The organism is Cellvibrio sp. ARAG 10.3, from assembly GCF_051846955.1.
Lineage (GTDB): Bacteria > Pseudomonadota > Gammaproteobacteria > Pseudomonadales > Cellvibrionaceae > Cellvibrio.
Genome location: NZ_JBPYCU010000032.1, coordinates 1 through 15816, shown reverse-complemented (window position 1 = coordinate 15816; position 15816 = coordinate 1). Strand labels below are relative to the sequence as shown.

The 15816-nt window shown below is 50.5% G+C and carries 13 protein-coding genes and 1 tRNA gene; all 14 read left to right on the top strand.

Translation table 11 applies throughout. The annotated features are described in order from the left end of the window. The coding region (locus ACSV5M_RS21170) for a hypothetical protein (RefSeq protein WP_439178818.1) at positions 1-77 on the top strand (77 nt) is incomplete at its 5' end. Between the two features lie 47 nt (positions 78-124). Then, positions 125-200, top strand: a tRNA-Trp gene (locus tag ACSV5M_RS21165). Positions 201-236: 36 nt separating this feature from the next. Further along, entirely contained in the window at positions 237-605 is a 369-nt protein-coding gene (gene secE / locus ACSV5M_RS21160; RefSeq protein ID WP_439178817.1) for a preprotein translocase subunit SecE, read from the top strand. A gap of 6 nt (positions 606-611) precedes the next feature. Beyond that, a complete protein-coding gene (gene nusG, locus ACSV5M_RS21155) occupies positions 612-1145 on the top strand; it encodes a transcription termination/antitermination protein NusG (RefSeq protein WP_439178815.1) in 534 nt (177 codons plus the stop codon). Between the two features lie 161 nt (positions 1146-1306). After that, positions 1307-1738, top strand: a complete 432-nt coding sequence (rplK, locus tag ACSV5M_RS21150; RefSeq protein WP_439178814.1) for a 50S ribosomal protein L11 — start codon at positions 1307-1309, stop codon at positions 1736-1738. A gap of 1 nt (position 1739) precedes the next feature. Next, entirely contained in the window at positions 1740-2435 is a 696-nt protein-coding gene (rplA, locus tag ACSV5M_RS21145; protein ID WP_439178813.1) for a 50S ribosomal protein L1, read from the top strand. A gap of 268 nt (positions 2436-2703) precedes the next feature. After that, on the top strand, positions 2704-3198 hold the full coding sequence (gene rplJ / locus ACSV5M_RS21140; protein ID WP_439178812.1) for a 50S ribosomal protein L10: 495 nt from the start codon (positions 2704-2706) through the stop codon (positions 3196-3198). A 65-nt stretch (positions 3199-3263) separates the two neighbouring features. After that, positions 3264-3635: a 50S ribosomal protein L7/L12 gene (rplL, locus tag ACSV5M_RS21135; RefSeq protein ID WP_439178811.1), complete on the top strand. Its 372-nt coding sequence runs from the start codon at positions 3264-3266 to the stop codon at positions 3633-3635. A 246-nt stretch (positions 3636-3881) separates the two neighbouring features. After that, positions 3882-7967, top strand: coding sequence for a DNA-directed RNA polymerase subunit beta (rpoB, locus tag ACSV5M_RS21130; RefSeq protein WP_439178810.1), 4086 nt, complete (start codon positions 3882-3884; stop codon positions 7965-7967). Positions 7968-8061: 94 nt separating this feature from the next. Next, positions 8062-12288 (top strand): DNA-directed RNA polymerase subunit beta', encoded by a 4227-nt coding sequence (gene rpoC / locus ACSV5M_RS21125; protein ID WP_439178809.1) that lies wholly within the window; start codon positions 8062-8064, stop codon positions 12286-12288. 242 nt (positions 12289-12530) lie between these two features. Then, positions 12531-12902: a 30S ribosomal protein S12 gene (rpsL, locus tag ACSV5M_RS21120; RefSeq protein WP_087466573.1), complete on the top strand. Its 372-nt coding sequence runs from the start codon at positions 12531-12533 to the stop codon at positions 12900-12902. A gap of 125 nt (positions 12903-13027) precedes the next feature. Further along, the gene (gene rpsG, locus ACSV5M_RS21115) at positions 13028-13498 is read left to right on the top strand and encodes a 30S ribosomal protein S7 (protein ID WP_087466572.1); all 471 of its coding nucleotides are present in this window, start codon (positions 13028-13030) and stop codon (positions 13496-13498) included. 81 nt (positions 13499-13579) lie between these two features. Next, positions 13580-15697, top strand: a complete 2118-nt coding sequence (gene fusA, locus ACSV5M_RS21110; RefSeq protein WP_439178808.1) for an elongation factor G — start codon at positions 13580-13582, stop codon at positions 15695-15697. 33 nt (positions 15698-15730) lie between these two features. Continuing rightward, positions 15731-15816: GTP-binding protein (locus ACSV5M_RS21105; RefSeq protein WP_235577371.1), on the top strand; the 86-nt coding region annotated here is incomplete at its 3' end.

The window sequence follows — 15816 nt, the reverse complement described above, 5'->3', positions numbered from 1 at the left end:
AAGAAGGTCTGCGCTTCGCGATTCGTGAAGGTGGCCGTACTGTCGGTGCTGGTGTCGTTGCCAAGATCATTCAGTAATTGAGTTGATGCGCAAAGGGTGGAAGCCCTTTGCGTTTTATCGTTACAGGCCAGTAGTTCAATTGGTAGAGCACCGGTCTCCAAAACCGGGTGTTGGGGGTTCGAGTCCCTCCTGGCCTGCCATGTACTCCGTCTTTAAGCTCAAGGTTTCAACAGCGTATGAATATAAAAAGCGAAGAGAAAGAATATCGCCTGGATCCACTTAAATGGTTGGTGGTGATAGCGCTGATTGTCGCTGGCGTTGTTGGAAACTCACATTTTTCTGCAGAGTCTCTGCTGTATCGGGTTCTCGGGTTGCTGGTTTTGGCTGTGGTAGCCTGTTTTGTGGCGTATCACACCGCAAAAGGTGCAAGCCTGTGGGCTCTGGTGCAAGGGGCTATGGTTGAGTTGCGTAAGGTTGTCTGGCCGACTCGCCAGGAAACTAATCAGACTACATTGATTGTAGTTGCTGTTGTTATTGTGATGTCCATTATTCTTTGGCTGCTGGACACCTTGTTAGGGTGGATAGCGTCTTCAATCATAGGGTAGGTAGTTATGGCAAAGCGTTGGTACGTTGTACACGCCTATTCTGGATATGAGAAAAAAGTTGCCGCTTCGTTGCGTGAGCGTGTTCAGCTCCACGATATGCAGGATAGCTTTGGCGAAATCCTGGTGCCCACTGAAGAAGTGGTTGAGATGCGCGGTGGACAAAAGCGCAAAAGTGAACGCAAATTTTTCCCAGGGTATGTTTTGGTCCAGATGGAGCTTAATGATGATACCTGGCACTTGGTAAAAGATACGCCGCGAGTCATGGGCTTTATTGGCGGTAAAGGTGATCAGCCTGCGCCAATTACTGAAAAAGAAGCTGAGGCAATCCTGCGTCGCGTAGACGACTCAATGGAGAAGCCGAAGCCAAAGACTATATTCGAACCGGGCGAAATGGTACGTGTTACCGATGGTCCGTTTAATGATTTCAATGGCGTGGTTGAAGAAGTCAATTACGATAAAAACCGACTGCGTGTGGCGGTATTGATTTTTGGTCGTTCAACACCTGTTGAGTTGGAGTTTGGTCAGGTCGAAAAAACCTGATGGCGCAGTAAAAAGTTTATGCCCTTCTTTGCCTGACGGTGAAGAGGGGTTTTCGTATCCTTGTCGATTTTTGTTTTGAATCTTCAAGGAGGGGAGCCTGAGACGGTCTGTTTTGCCAAAAATGGTCCTGAGGCGCTAATACCCAATGGGGAGTAAATCACATGGCAAAGAAAGTAACCGCCTATATCAAGCTGCAAGTTGCAGCGGGCAAAGCAAATCCCAGTCCACCAGTTGGTCCGGCATTGGGTCAGCATGGTGTGAACATCATGGAATTCTGTAAAGCGTTTAACGCGCAGACACAAGGGCTTGAGCCTGGTGCTCCGGTACCTGTTGTGATCAGTGTTTACAGCGATCGCAGCTTTACATTTGTAATGAAGACTCCACCAGCTTCATTCCTGCTGAAGAAAGCGGCAGGAATCACCAGTGGTAGCGGTCGTCCTAATACCAATAAGGTAGGTACTGTCAATCGTTCACAGCTGGAAGCGATTGCTACAACCAAGATGCCTGATTTGACTGCTGCTGATATGGATGCAGCTGTACGTACCATTGCGGGCTCTGCTCGTTCAATGGGTCTCGAAGTGGAGGGCGTGTAACGTGGCCAAGATTTCCAAACGTCAACGTCTTATCAAAGAAAAAGTTGATTCAGCCAAGCAATATACAATTGACGAAGCGGTTGCTCTGCTCAAAGAGCTCTCTACCGTTAAATTTGCCGAAACCGTTGACGTATCCATCAACCTCGGCATTGATCCGCGTAAATCTGACCAATCTGTTCGTGGGGCAACAACCTTGCCGCACGGTAATGGTAAAGATGTTCGTGTTGCAGTATTTACCCAAGGTGCCAATGCCGAAGCCGCTAAAGCTGCAGGTGCTGAGTTTGTGGGTATGGACGAGTTGGCTGCTGAGATTAAGGCAGGCAAGATGGATTTCGACGTAGTTATCGCTAGTCCGGATGCTATGCGTGTTGTTGGTCAACTGGGTCAAGTGCTCGGCCCGCGCGGCTTGATGCCTAACCCAAAAACCGGCACCGTCACACCCGATGTAGTGACTGCAGTTAAAAATGCTAAGGCTGGACAGGTGCGTTACCGTGCTGAGAAGGGCGGTATTGTGCATGGTGGTATCGGCAAGATTTCTTTTGATCTGGTCGCTATCAAGGAAAACCTTGAAGCGTTGATTAACGATCTGAAGAAGGCCAAGCCATCCACAGCCAAAGGTATTTACCTGAAAAAAGTGGCCCTGAGCACAACCATGGGTCCTGGCTTGATTATTGATCAATCTTCTCTGGCGATTTAATTTCCAGAGAGTAACGAACTTTGGGGTTCGCATTGGATATATCCTCGCGAGCCGTCAAAGACCGTAGGTGGGTGAATGTCAGGTGTAACGCGTAAGTATTACGACTGTCAGACGCACTTAATTCAATTGAAGTTGATATTGGACCTACGCAGATGGTGAGACCCAATCAGAATTTCTGAGTGACATCACCAAGTCATGGTTTCAGTAAGTTTTTATTGAAACTTGTAGTTAACGACAAGTGCAGACTTGTTAAAACAGGAGAAATCCCGTGGCATTAGGACTTGAAGGCAAAAAAGCGATTGTCGCTGAAGTCCATGAAGCTGCCAAGAGCGCTCTCTCTGCTGTGGTTGCCGATTCTCGTGGCGTTACCGTAGGCAAGATGACTGCTCTGCGCAAGCAAGCCCGTGAGAGCGGCGTTTGGGTTAGAGTCGTTCGTAACACACTGGCTCGTCGCGCGGTTCAAGGTACGGCATATGAATGTCTTGTAGACAGTTTCGCTGGTCCAACTCTGATTGCTTTCTCGAATGAACATCCAGGCGCAGGTGCACGCATTCTGCAGGATTTCGCTCGCGAGAACGAAAAGTTTGAGCTGAAGGCTGCGGCCTTTGAAGGTGAACTGGTCAGTATCGGCATGTTGGCGACTCTGCCGACTTACGATGAGGCAATTGCCCGCTTGATGAGCGTGATGAAAGAAGCAGCTGCTGGCAAACTGGTCCGCACTATTGCGGCCGTTCGCGACCAAAAAGAACAGCAAGCTGCCTAATCCTTGCGATTGCAGCTTACTTGGATTTAACGAGCATAAAGCTCCCATTAATTAGGAATTGAGACATGTCTCTGACTAAAGAAGATATCATCAATGCCATCGCAGAAATGTCTGTAAAAGACGTTGTTGAACTGATTTCTGCAATGGAAGAAAAATTCGGCGTTAGCGCTGCTGCTGTTGCTGTAGCAGGTCCAGCTTCTGGTCCGGCCGCTGCTGCTGAAGAGAAAACTGAATTTGACGTTGTTTTGACCGCTATTGGCGAGAAGAAAGTAAACGTTATTAAAGCAGTTCGTGAAATTACCGGTCTGGGCTTGAAAGAAGCTAAAGACTTGGTAGAAGCCGCTCCTAAAGCTGTTAAAGAAGCTGCTTCCAAGGCTGACGCTGATGCAGCCAAAGCAAAACTGGAAGAGGCTGGCGCAACTGTAGAATTGAAGTAATTCTGGTTGTGTATAGCCTTGTCCATGTGCATACATTGGACGCGAGGCTGGTGGGCTTTATGCTCGCCAGCCTTTTTCCGTTTCTATCTGCAATACGGAAAGTGCAATGAATGCGTGTAGCTTTGCTACACAGGATGCCTGATTACTCAGGTACCAAAGATACAGACTGCTAGTTAATGAAAGAGACGCTACCCGCGTTTCTGTGGCTGCGATCAAGCCCGTCCGCGAACAAGCTGGGGAATACAGATGGCTTACTCATACACTGAGAAAAAACGTATCCGCAAGGATTTTGGCAAGTTGCCACACGTCATGGATGTGCCTTACCTTTTGGCGATTCAACTGGATTCATATCGGAAATTTACCCAGGCAGACCAGTCTCCCAGCAAGCGGGAAGATGTTGGTTTGCATGCGGCATTCCGTTCAGTGTTCCCGATTGTCAGCTATTCTGGCAATGCTGCGCTCGAATATGTGAGCTATGGCCTCGGCAAAGCTGCGTTTGACGTTAATGAATGTATTTTGCGCGGCGTAACCTACGCTGTGCCGTTGCGCGTTAAAGTGCGCCTGATCATCTATGATCGCGAGTCTGCTAATAAAGCGATTAAAGATATTAAAGAACAAGAAGTGTACATGGGCGAAATTCCGCTCATGACCGACAACGGTACTTTTGTTATCAATGGTACCGAGCGTGTTATCGTTTCCCAGTTGCACCGTTCGCCAGGTGTGTTCTTCGATCACGACAAAGGCAAGACGCATTCCTCTGGTAAGCTGCTCTATTCTGCACGGATTATTCCCTATCGTGGCTCATGGCTCGATTTTGAATTTGATCCGAAAGATCTGTTATACGTTCGTATCGACCGCCGTCGTAAACTGCCGGCGACTATCCTGCTGCGCGCATTAGGTTTTAGTTCGCAAGAAATGCTGGAAATGTTCTTTGAAACCAGCAATTTTAAAGTCGATAAAAACGGTCAGTTCGTTTTTGAAGTAGTGCCGTCCCGTTTGCGCGGTGATGTGGCTACGTTTGACATCAAAGACAAAAAAGGCAACATCATCATCGAAGAAGGGCGTCGTATTACTGCGCGCCACATTCGCCTGCTGGAAAAAGCAGGTGTCGATCAAATGGAAGTTCCATCAGAGTATCTGTTGGGCCGCTCCCTGGCTAAAGATGTTGTTGACACCAAAACCGGTGAAGTGCTGTTTGAATGTAACACTGAAATCACCGCTGATATCCTCGCCAAGCTCGCTGCTGCCGGCGTCGAGAAAATCGAAACGCTTTACACTAACGAACTGGATTGCGGTCCCTTCGTATCGGAAACCTTGCGTATCGATCCAACACGTACTCAGTTGGAAGCCTTGGTTGAAATTTACCGCATGATGCGTCCTGGTGAGCCGCCAACCAAAGAGTCGGCGGAAGCACTTTTCCAAAACCTGTTCTTCAGCCAGGAACGTTATGACCTGTCTGCAGTGGGACGCATGAAGTTCAACCGTCGTCTCGGCCGCGAAGTCGAGACAGGTGAAGGCACATTGTCCAACGACGATATTGTTGATGTGATGAAGACATTGATCTCCATCCGTAACGGTAAAGGCGTGGTGGATGATATTGACCATTTGGGTAACCGCCGTGTCCGCTCTGTCGGTGAAATGGCAGAGAACCAATTCCGTGTCGGTTTGGTGCGCGTTGAGCGTGCTGTTAAAGAACGCTTGTCTATGGCAGAAAGCGAAGGCTTGATGCCGCAGGATTTGATCAACGCCAAGCCGGTTGCAGCGGCAGTGAAAGAGTTCTTTGGCTCTTCCCAGCTGTCGCAATTCATGGACCAAAACAATCCTTTATCAGAAGTGACCCACAAACGTCGCGTATCTGCGCTCGGCCCGGGTGGTTTGACGCGTGAACGCGCCGGCTTTGAAGTTCGTGACGTTCATCCAACGCACTATGGCCGTGTATGCCCGATTGAAACGCCTGAAGGTCCGAACATCGGTTTGATCAACTCTTTGGCCACCTACGCTCGCACAAATAGTTACGGTTTCCTCGAGAGTCCATATCGTAAGGTTATCGACGGCAAGGTTACGAATGATATTGAGTTCCTGTCTGCTATTAACGAAGCGGAGTATGTCATTGCCCAGGCCTCTGCTGCTGTGGACAAGAACGGCAAACTTTCTGACGAATTGGTTTCTGTGCGTCACCTGAATGAGTTCGCCCTGAAGCCGCCGCAAGATGTTCAATACATGGACGTCTCTGCTCGCCAGGTTGTTTCTGTCGCAGCATCGTTGATTCCGTTCCTTGAGCACGATGATGCTAACCGCGCATTGATGGGTTCCAACATGCAACGCCAGGCCGTGCCGACATTAAAAGCGGAAAAACCGCTGGTCGGTACCGGTATGGAGCGCAATGTAGCCGCCGACTCAGGTGTGTGTGTTGTGGCTAAACGTGGCGGTGTTGTCGATAGCGTTGACGCTGGCCGTGTGGTGATCAAGGTTCACGATGATGAGGTCGCTGCCGGTGATGCCGGTGTTGATATCTACAATCTGATCAAATACACCCGTTCTAACCAGAATACCTGTATCAATCAGCGCCCGATCGTCAATATGGGCGACATTGTGGCGCGTGGCGATATCCTTGCTGATGGTCCCTCTGTGGATATGGGTGAGTTGGCCTTGGGCCAAAACATGCGCATCGCATTCATGCCGTGGAACGGTTACAACTACGAGGACTCCATCCTGGTATCCGAGCGTGTTGTGCAGGAAGACCGCTTCACCACTATTCATATCCAGGAATTAACCTGTATTGCACGCGACACCAAATTGGGCAGTGAAGAAATCACTGCAGATATTCCTAACGTTGGTGAGAGTGCTCTGAGCAAGCTGGATGAATCCGGCATTGTTTACATCGGTGCGGAAGTCGGTGGCGGCGATATTCTCGTTGGTAAAGTGACACCTAAAGGTGAAACCCAACTGACACCGGAAGAGAAGCTGTTGCGTGCAATCTTCGGAGAAAAAGCATCTGACGTTAAAGATACATCTCTGCGGGTACCATCAGGCACCAAGGGAACCGTCATTGATGTTCAGGTATTTACCCGCGACGGACTGGAAAAAGACCAGCGCAGCCTGGAGATCGAAAAAGCCCAGCTTGACGAGGTACGTAAGGATCTCAACGAAGAATACCGCATCATGGAAACCGCTACGCTAGAGCGTTTGCGTGCTGCGTTAGTCGGCCAAAAAGTGGCATCGGGCAAGGGCGTTAAAAAAGGCGATGCCTTGACTGATGAAATGCTCGATGGTCTTGAAAAAGACCAGTGGTTCAAGCTGCGTATGGCTGACGAAGTGCTCAATGAACAGATCGATCGTGCTGAAGAGCAGTTGGCCGAGCGTCGCAAGATCCTTGATGAACGCTTTGAAGACAAAAAACGCAAACTGTCCACTGGCGATGACCTGGCTCCAGGTGTGCTGAAGATCGTTAAGGTATACCTGGCGATCAAGCGTCGCATCCAGCCGGGTGACAAGATGGCTGGTCGTCACGGTAACAAAGGGGTTATCTCGGTCATCATGCCGGTTGAAGATATGCCGCATGATGAAAAAGGTGAGCCGGTTGATATCGTTCTGAACCCGCTGGGTGTACCGTCCCGTATGAACGTGGGTCAGGTGCTGGAGATGCACCTGGGTATGGCTGCAAAAGGTCTGGGCGTTAAAATTAATGCGATGTTGCGCGAACAGCGTGCCGTTGCAGAAGTTCGCAGCTTCCTCGAAGAGATCTACAACAAAACCGGTGACGTAGCCGCAAAAGAAGATCTGGCTTCCTTCAGTGACAACGAGATTCTGGATCTGGCGCGTAACCTGACGGGCGGTGTTCCCATGGCAACGCCGGTATTTGACGGCGCCAAAGAGCATGAAATCAAGGCACTGTTGCGCTTGGCTGATTTGTCCGATACCGGTCAGACCACCTTGTTCGATGGACGTACTGGTGATCAGTTCTCCCGTCCTGTGACCGTGGGCTATATGTACATGCTGAAACTGAACCACTTGGTTGACGACAAGATGCATGCCCGTTCCACCGGCTCTTATAGCCTGGTTACCCAACAGCCGCTGGGTGGTAAGGCGCAATTCGGTGGTCAGCGTTTCGGGGAGATGGAAGTGTGGGCACTCGAAGCTTACGGTGCTGCTTATACCCTACAGGAAATGCTTACCGTGAAATCGGACGATGTGGCCGGTCGTACCAAGATGTACAAAAACATCGTGGATGGCGATCACCGCATGGAGCCTGGTATGCCGGAATCCTTTAACGTTCTGGTTAAAGAGATCCGCTCGCTCGGTATCAACATGGAACTGGAGCAGGACGAGTAATCCTTACGTCGTTAATCAGCAGGGGGCTGCAAGGCCCCCGATGTGCACATGCACTCACTGAAGCTCACTCATTGCAGCTCATTGGAGAATAGCCTTGAAAGACTTACTGAATTTACTCAAGTCCCAGGGACAAGTCGAAGAGTTCGATGCTATCCGCATCAGCCTGGCGTCACCGGAGATGATTCGCTCCTGGTCATACGGCGAAGTAAAAAAGCCGGAAACCATTAACTATCGTACCTTCAAGCCTGAGCGTGAAGGTTTGTTTTGCGCCAAGATCTTCGGCCCGGTAAAAGATTACGAGTGCTTGTGTGGTAAATACAAGCGCATGAAGCACCGCGGCATTATTTGTGAGAAGTGCGGTGTAGAAGTCACTCTCGCCAAAGTGCGTCGCGAGCGTATGGGCCATATTGAACTGGCCAGCCCGGTTGCCCACATTTGGTTCCTTAAGTCATTGCCGAGCCGTATCGGTCTGTTGCTCGACATGACACTGCGCGATATCGAACGCGTACTTTATTTCGAATCTTACGTTGTTACCGAACCGGGCATGACAAGTTTGGAACGCGGTCAACTGCTGACTGACGAACAATACTTTGAAGCGATGGAAGAGTTCGGGGATGAATTCGAAGCCAAGATGGGCGCTGAAGCCATCCAGACGCTGATGCGTGACATCGACCTGGAAGGTGAAATTCAGCATCTGCGGGAAGAAATCCCCAACACCACCAGTGAAACCAAGATCAAAAAATACTCCAAACGCTTGAAGCTGCTTGAGGCGTTCCACTTCTCCGGCAACAAGCCCGAGTGGATGGTTATGGAAGTGCTGCCGGTGTTGCCGCCGGATCTGCGTCCGCTGGTTCCGCTTGATGGCGGTCGTTTTGCCACGTCTGACCTGAACGATTTATATCGTCGCGTCATCAACCGTAACAACCGCTTGAAGCGCCTGCTGGATTTGAATGCGCCTGACATTATCGTGCGCAACGAGAAGCGTATGCTGCAAGAAGCGGTGGATGCGCTGTTGGATAATGGTCGTCGCGGTCGCGCGATTACCGGCTCTAACAAGCGTCCATTGAAATCATTGGCGGACATGATCAAAGGTAAACAAGGTCGTTTCCGTCAAAACCTGCTCGGAAAGCGTGTGGATTACTCCGGTCGTTCGGTGATCGTGGTAGGCCCGACCCTGCGCCTGCATCAGTGCGGTTTGCCCAAGAAAATGGCTTTGGAGCTGTTCAAGCCGTTTATCTTCTCCAAGCTTGAATTGCGCGGCCTGGCAACGACCATCAAGGCAGCCAAGAAGATGGTAGAGCGCGAGGAAGCCGTGGTGTGGGACATCCTGGATGATGTTATCCGCGAGCACCCGGTCCTGCTGAACCGTGCTCCCACACTTCACCGCTTGGGTATTCAGGCGTTCGAGCCAGTGCTGATTGAAGGTAAAGCCATTCAACTGCACCCGCTGGTATGTACTGCATATAACGCTGACTTTGACGGCGACCAGATGGCTGTTCACGTACCGCTGACACTGGAAGCCCAGTTGGAAGCGCGTGCGTTGATGATGTCTACCAACAACATTCTGTCTCCTGCTTCGGGTGAGCCAATCATTGTGCCCTCCCAGGACGTGGTGCTCGGTTTGTACTGGATGACACGCGAACGTATCAATGCGCTTGGCGAAGGCATGCGCTTTGCGGATCCCGCTGAAGTCTCCCGCGCGTATTACTCGAAGCAGGTCGACCTGCAGGCACGAATCAAGGTTCGTTTGACGGAAACCCTGATCGGTGCAGAGGGTGAAAGACAGCAATCAACTCGTTTGGTGGACACCACTGTAGGTCGTGTGCTCTTGTGGGAAATTGTTCCTGCGGGTATTCCGTTAGAGATGATTAACCGCCCAATGGTTAAAAAAGCGATTTCTGCAGTAATTAACTACTGTTATCGCGTTGTGGGCCTCAAAGCCACCGTCATTTTTGCTGACCGCTTGATGTACATGGGCTATGACTTCTCTACCAAGTCGGGCTCATCTATCGGTGTAAACGACTTTGCTATTCCAGATGCCAAGGCCGATATCATTGCGCGTGCTGAAAGCGAAGTGAAGGAAATTGAGGGGCAGTATGCAGCGGGTCTGGTAACCCAAGGCGAAAAATACAACAAAGTTATTGATATCTGGTCGCGCGCGAATGACCTCGTGGCCAAATCCATGATGGAGGGTATCAGTAAAGAAACCGTGACCAACCGCGAAGGTAAAGAAGAGCAGCAGGCTTCTTTTAACTCGGTATTTATGTATGCGGATTCTGGTGCGCGGGGCTCGCCAGCCCAGATTCGTCAGTTGGCCGGTATGCGTGGCCTGATGGCCCGTCCGGATGGCTCTATTATTGAGCAGCCGATTACAGCGAACTTCCGTGAAGGTTTGAACGTACTCCAGTACTTCATCTCTACGCACGGTGCGCGGAAAGGTCTGGCGGATACTGCATTGAAGACAGCAAACTCCGGTTACCTGACCCGTCGCCTGGTAGACGTTGCGCAGGATCTGGTTGTTACCATGATTGACTGTGGTACCGATGAAGGTCTGACCATGTCACCGGTTATCGAAGGTGGCGATGTTATCGAATCCCTGGGTGATCGTATTCTGGGTCGTGTTGTGGCGCGCGATGTCATTCGTCCGGGTAGCGATGAAATTCTTATTCTTGCCGGTACCATGATTGATGAAGCATGGGTTGAGCGCATCGAAGCGATGGGTATTGATGAGGTCTGCGTACGCTCGCCGATTAGCTGTGACGCGCGGACCGGTATCTGTTCAATGTGTTATGGCCGTGATCTGGCGCGTGGACATCGCGTTAACGTAGGTGAAGCGGTGGGTGTTATTGCAGCACAATCCATTGGTGAGCCGGGTACCCAGCTGACGATGCGTACCTTCCACATCGGTGGTGCGGCGTCACGAGCTTCTGCTGCAGACAGTGTGCAAGTGAAGCAGGAAGGTACCGTTCGTTTGTTGAACGTGAAGGTTGTGAGCAATCCGGCCGGTAATCTGGTGGCAGTATCGCGCTCTGGTGAACTGGCAATTGCTGACGCCAGTGGCCGTGAGCGTGAACGTTATAAGATTCCTTACGGCGCCTTGATTACCGTCAAAGACGGTGAAACAGTCAAAGGTGGTCAGATTATCGCGAAATGGGACCCGCACACGCACCCGATCGTATCTGAAGTGGCGGGTACGGTAGCCTTCTCTGGTATGGAAGATGGTTTGTCAATTCGTCGTCAAACCGACGAGCTGACTGGCTTGAGTTCTATCGAAGTATTGGACCCGGCCGAGCGTCCCTCTGCTGGTAAGGATTTAAGGCCAGCAGTTACCTTGGTGGATGCCAAGGGCAAAGAGCTGTTTCTTGCCAATACCAACGTGCCGGCGCACTACATGCTGCCGTCCAAGGCGATTTTGAGCATTAACAACAGCGATATTATCAACGTTGGTGACATCATCGCGCGTATTCCGCAGGAAGGTTCCAAAACTCGCGACATTACGGGTGGTTTGCCACGCGTTGCTGACTTGTTTGAAGCTCGTCGTCCGAAGGAACCATCAATCCTGGCGGAAATTTCAGGTACTGTGAGTTTTGGTAAAGAAACCAAGGGCAAGCGTCGTTTGATCATTACTCCAACCGATGGCCAACTGCTGCCGGATGGATCTACTTATTATGAAGTTCTGATCCCCAAGCATCGCCAACTGACAGTATTCGAAGGTGAGATGGTAGAGCGGGGTGAGGTTGTGTCTGACGGCCCGGCTAATCCGCACGATATCCTTCGTTTGCAGGGGGTGGAAGCCTTGTCTCGTTACATTACCAACGAGATTCAGGACGTTTATCGTCTGCAGGGCGTGAAGATTAACGACAAACACATCGAGACAATTGTGCGTCAGATGTTGCGCAAGGTTGAGATCACCACGATGGGTGACTCAAACTTTGTAAAAGGCGAGCAAGTTGAATACACCCAGGTGCTGGAAGAAAATGAGCGTCTGCGTGGCGAAGGCAAGCAGCCCGCTCAGTTCGAACGCTTGTTGTTGGGTATTACCAAGGCTTCCTTGGCGACGGAATCATTCATCTCCGCTGCGTCATTCCAGGAAACCACTCGCGTTCTTACCGAGGCGGCGGTTACTGGTAAGAAGGACAGTTTGCGCGGATTGAAAGAAAACGTTGTGGTTGGGCGTTTGATTCCTGCTGGTACTGGTCTGGCGTACCACAGTGAACGTAAGCGCAAGCGTGAAGCGGCGATGAATGTGTCTGATGTGGGTGTGAGTGCGGAAGATGTCGAAGCAGCACTGACTGAGGCATTGAAGTCCAGCTCCAACTAGTTGAGAAGAATCTGGCGCTTCGACTGTTAGGGTCGGAGCGCCAGAGGTAGATCGAAAGTGTGTGTCCCTGTCCGGAAATATCCTTTCAGTGCATCCCCTTTAAACATCGACTCTGCCTTGACGGAGGCAGGTGGCCTCTTTACAATGCGCCACCCGCTTTTTCTGAGAAGTGGGGAACGGCTGTCCGTTCTCTTTAAACCGGCCTTCATCTGAAGGCATTTTTATCTGTGGAGTTTATTTTCATGGCAACGATCAACCAGTTGGTTCGTAAGCCGAGAAAACGTAAGGTAGAAAAGAGCGACGTTCCTGCTCTGCAAGGCAACCCGCAAAAGCGCGGTGTCTGTACCCGCGTTTACACCACCACACCGAAGAAACCAAACTCGGCGCTGCGTAAAGTTTGTCGTGTGCGTTTGACCAATGGTTTTGAAGTGACTTCTTACATCGGTGGTGAAGGCCATAACTTGCAAGAGCACAGCGTGGTGCTGATCCGTGGCGGTCGTGTTAAAGACCTGCCAGGTGTGCGTTACCACACTGTACGTGGTTCACTGGATACTTCCGGTGTGGCCAAGCGTAAGCAAGCTCGCTCCAAATATGGAGCCAAGCGTCCCAAATAATCGCTGGCGAGCTCAGGCTCGCCTGATTGGTTGAGGGTGTGAACAAACGTTTTCGGTAAAGAACCGAGTAAGGCCAGGCGTGATGTAGTGTCGTCCTGGATGATTCCTGAAGAGAGGCTATTAAGATGCCAAGAAGAAGAGTTGTCGCCAAGCGCGAAGTGTTGCCAGATCCCAAGTTTGGCAATGTTACTCTGGCGAAATTTATGAACCACGTGATGATCAGTGGTAAGAAGTCCATTGCTGAACGTATCGTTTACGGTGCAATGGATGTGGTTAAGGCTAAGATGAACCGTGATCCGCTGGAAGTATTTTCCGAGGCTCTCGAAAACATCGCGCCATTGGTTGAAGTTAAATCCCGCCGTGTGGGTGGGGCGACCTACCAGGTGCCGGTAGAGGTGCGTGCTTCTCGCCGTACAGCTCTGGCAATGCGCTGGTTGGTGGATTACTCACGCAATCGCGGTGAGAAATCCATGCCTCAGCGTTTGGCTGGTGAACTGATGGATGCTGCCCAAGGTAAGGGTGCTGCAGTCAAGAAGCGCGAAGACGTGCATCGTATGGCTGAAGCCAACAAGGCGTTCTCTCACTACCGTTTCTAATTCCGGTTGTGAGGTCAGAAAAGGCAGCCTAATTAGCTGCCTTTTACCTTTTTGAAGAATTTGTAAATAGGGGGCTGCACCATGGCACGTAAAACTCCCATCGCACGCTATCGTAATATCGGTATCTGCGCACACGTGGATGCAGGTAAAACAACGACTACTGAGCGTGTACTCTTTTATACCGGCTTGTCGCATAAAATTGGTGAGGTGCACGATGGTGCTGCAACTACCGATTGGATGGTGCAGGAGCAGGAGCGTGGTATCACTATCACCTCTGCTGCGGTAACAACCTTCTGGAAAGGCATGGCCGCCCAGTTTGATGAGCACCGTATCAATGTTATCGATACGCCCGGTCACGTAGATTTCACTATTGAAGTCGAGCGTTCGTTGCGTGTGCTGGATGGTGCTGTAGTGGTATTGTGTGGCTCCTCTGGCGTCCAGCCGCAAACTGAAACCGTATGGCGTCAGGCCAACAAATATGAAGTGCCGCGTATTGTGTTCGTCAACAAGATGGACCGTACCGGGGCCAATTACCTGCGCGTTATTGAGCAATTGAAAACTCGCCTGGGTGCTAATCCTGTCCCGTTGCAGATGACGATTGGGTCAGAAGATCAGTTCAAAGGTGTTGTAGATCTGGTCAAAATGCAGGCGATTATCTGGAATGAAGCGGATCAGGGGATGACGTTTGAATACACTGATATTCCGGCAGACTTAAAAGATACCTGCAATAAATTGCGCGAGCAGTTAATTGAAGCCGCAGCAGAATCAACCGAAGAGTTGATGAATAAATATCTGAATGGCGAAGAGCTAACGGAAGCTGAAATTAAAACTGGTATTCGCGCACGCACGCTGGCTAATGAAATCATTCCCGTCATTGGCGGATCGGCATTTAAAAACAAAGGTGTTCAGGCGATGCTTGATGCCGTCATTGAATACTTGCCGGCACCCACTGAAGTTAAAGCAATTGAAGGTGTCTTGGATGATGGCGAGACAGTCGCCACTCGCGAAGCAAGTGATGAGCAGCCTTTTGCCGCATTAGCGTTCAAAATCGCCACCGACCCTTTTGTTGGTACCTTGACATTTTTCCGCGTTTACTCTGGCAAATTGAATTCAGGCGACACGGTCTACAACCCGGTTAAGGGCAAAAAGGAACGTGTTGGTCGGATGGTGCAGATGCACGCAAACCAGCGTAACGAGATTAAGGAAGTGCTGGCTGGCGATATTGCTGCTGGTATTGGTTTTAAGGACGTGACAACCGGTGACACACTCTGTGATCTGGAGCATATCATCACGCTTGAGCGGATGGACTTTCCTGAGCCGGTTATTCATGTGGCGGTAGAGCCAAAAACCAAAGCGGATCAGGAAAAAATGGGTGTTGCATTGAGCAAGCTGGCTCAGGAAGATCCTTCTTTCCGTGTCAAGACGGACGAGGAAACCGGTCAGACCATTATTGGTGGTATGGGCGAATTGCACCTCGATATTATCATTGACCGTATGCGTCGTGAGTTTAATGTCGAGGCAAATATCGGTAAGCCGCAAGTTGCTTATCGTGAGGCAATCCGCAACAAGTGCGAAATCGAAGGTAAATTTGTTCGTCAATCTGGTGGTCGTGGACAGTACGGCCATTGCTGGATTCGCTTTGAGCCGGGTGCTGACGCCAGCGCTGAAGGCTTGGAGTTCGTTAATGAGATCGTTGGTGGTGTTGTACCAAAAGAATATGTTCCGGCTATTCAGAAAGGTATAGCAGAGCAGATGCAAAACGGTGTTCTGGCGGGATATCCCTTGTTAGGTTTAAAAGCAACTGTATATGACGGTTCTTACCACGATGTGGATTCGTCGGAAATGGCGTTTAAGATTGCTGCGTCCATGGCCACTAAAAGGCTGGCTCAACAAGGAGGTGCTGTCTTGTTGGAGCCGGTTATGAAAGTGGAGGTGGTAACACCTGAGGAAAACATGGGTGACGTGGTTGGAGATCTTAACCGCCGTCGCGGCATGATTCTGGGTATGGATGAGAGCCCCAGCGGTAAAGTAGTTAATGCAGAGGTGCCGCTTGCTGAGATGTTTGGTTATGCAACTTCCTTGCGTTCCGCAACGCAAGGGCGTGCGACCTACACCATGGAGTTCTTGAAGTATTCCGAAGCTCCGCGCAACGTTGCCGATGAAGTGATTGCGAAGAGCAAAGTTAAAGACGTCGAATAATTCACCAGTTGAATTTTTTAGAGGAATAAGAAAGTGGCTAAAGAAAAGTTTGAACGTAACAAGCCCCACGTCAACGTGGGCACCATTGGTCACGTTGACCACGGCAAAACCACATTGAC

Coding starts and splice junctions, on each gene's coding strand:
- rplL (WP_439178811.1), top strand. CDS start 3,264: ATGTCTCTGACTAAAGAAGATATCATCAATGCCATCGCAGAAATGTCT.
- secE (WP_439178817.1), top strand. CDS start 237: ATGAATATAAAAAGCGAAGAGAAAGAATATCGCCTGGATCCACTTAAA.
- fusA (WP_439178808.1), top strand. CDS start 13,580: ATGGCACGTAAAACTCCCATCGCACGCTATCGTAATATCGGTATCTGC.
- rpsL (WP_087466573.1), top strand. CDS start 12,531: ATGGCAACGATCAACCAGTTGGTTCGTAAGCCGAGAAAACGTAAGGTA.
- rplK (WP_439178814.1), top strand. CDS start 1,307: ATGGCAAAGAAAGTAACCGCCTATATCAAGCTGCAAGTTGCAGCGGGC.
- rpsG (WP_087466572.1), top strand. CDS start 13,028: ATGCCAAGAAGAAGAGTTGTCGCCAAGCGCGAAGTGTTGCCAGATCCC.
- nusG (WP_439178815.1), top strand. CDS start 612: ATGGCAAAGCGTTGGTACGTTGTACACGCCTATTCTGGATATGAGAAA.
- rpoB (WP_439178810.1), top strand. CDS start 3,882: ATGGCTTACTCATACACTGAGAAAAAACGTATCCGCAAGGATTTTGGC.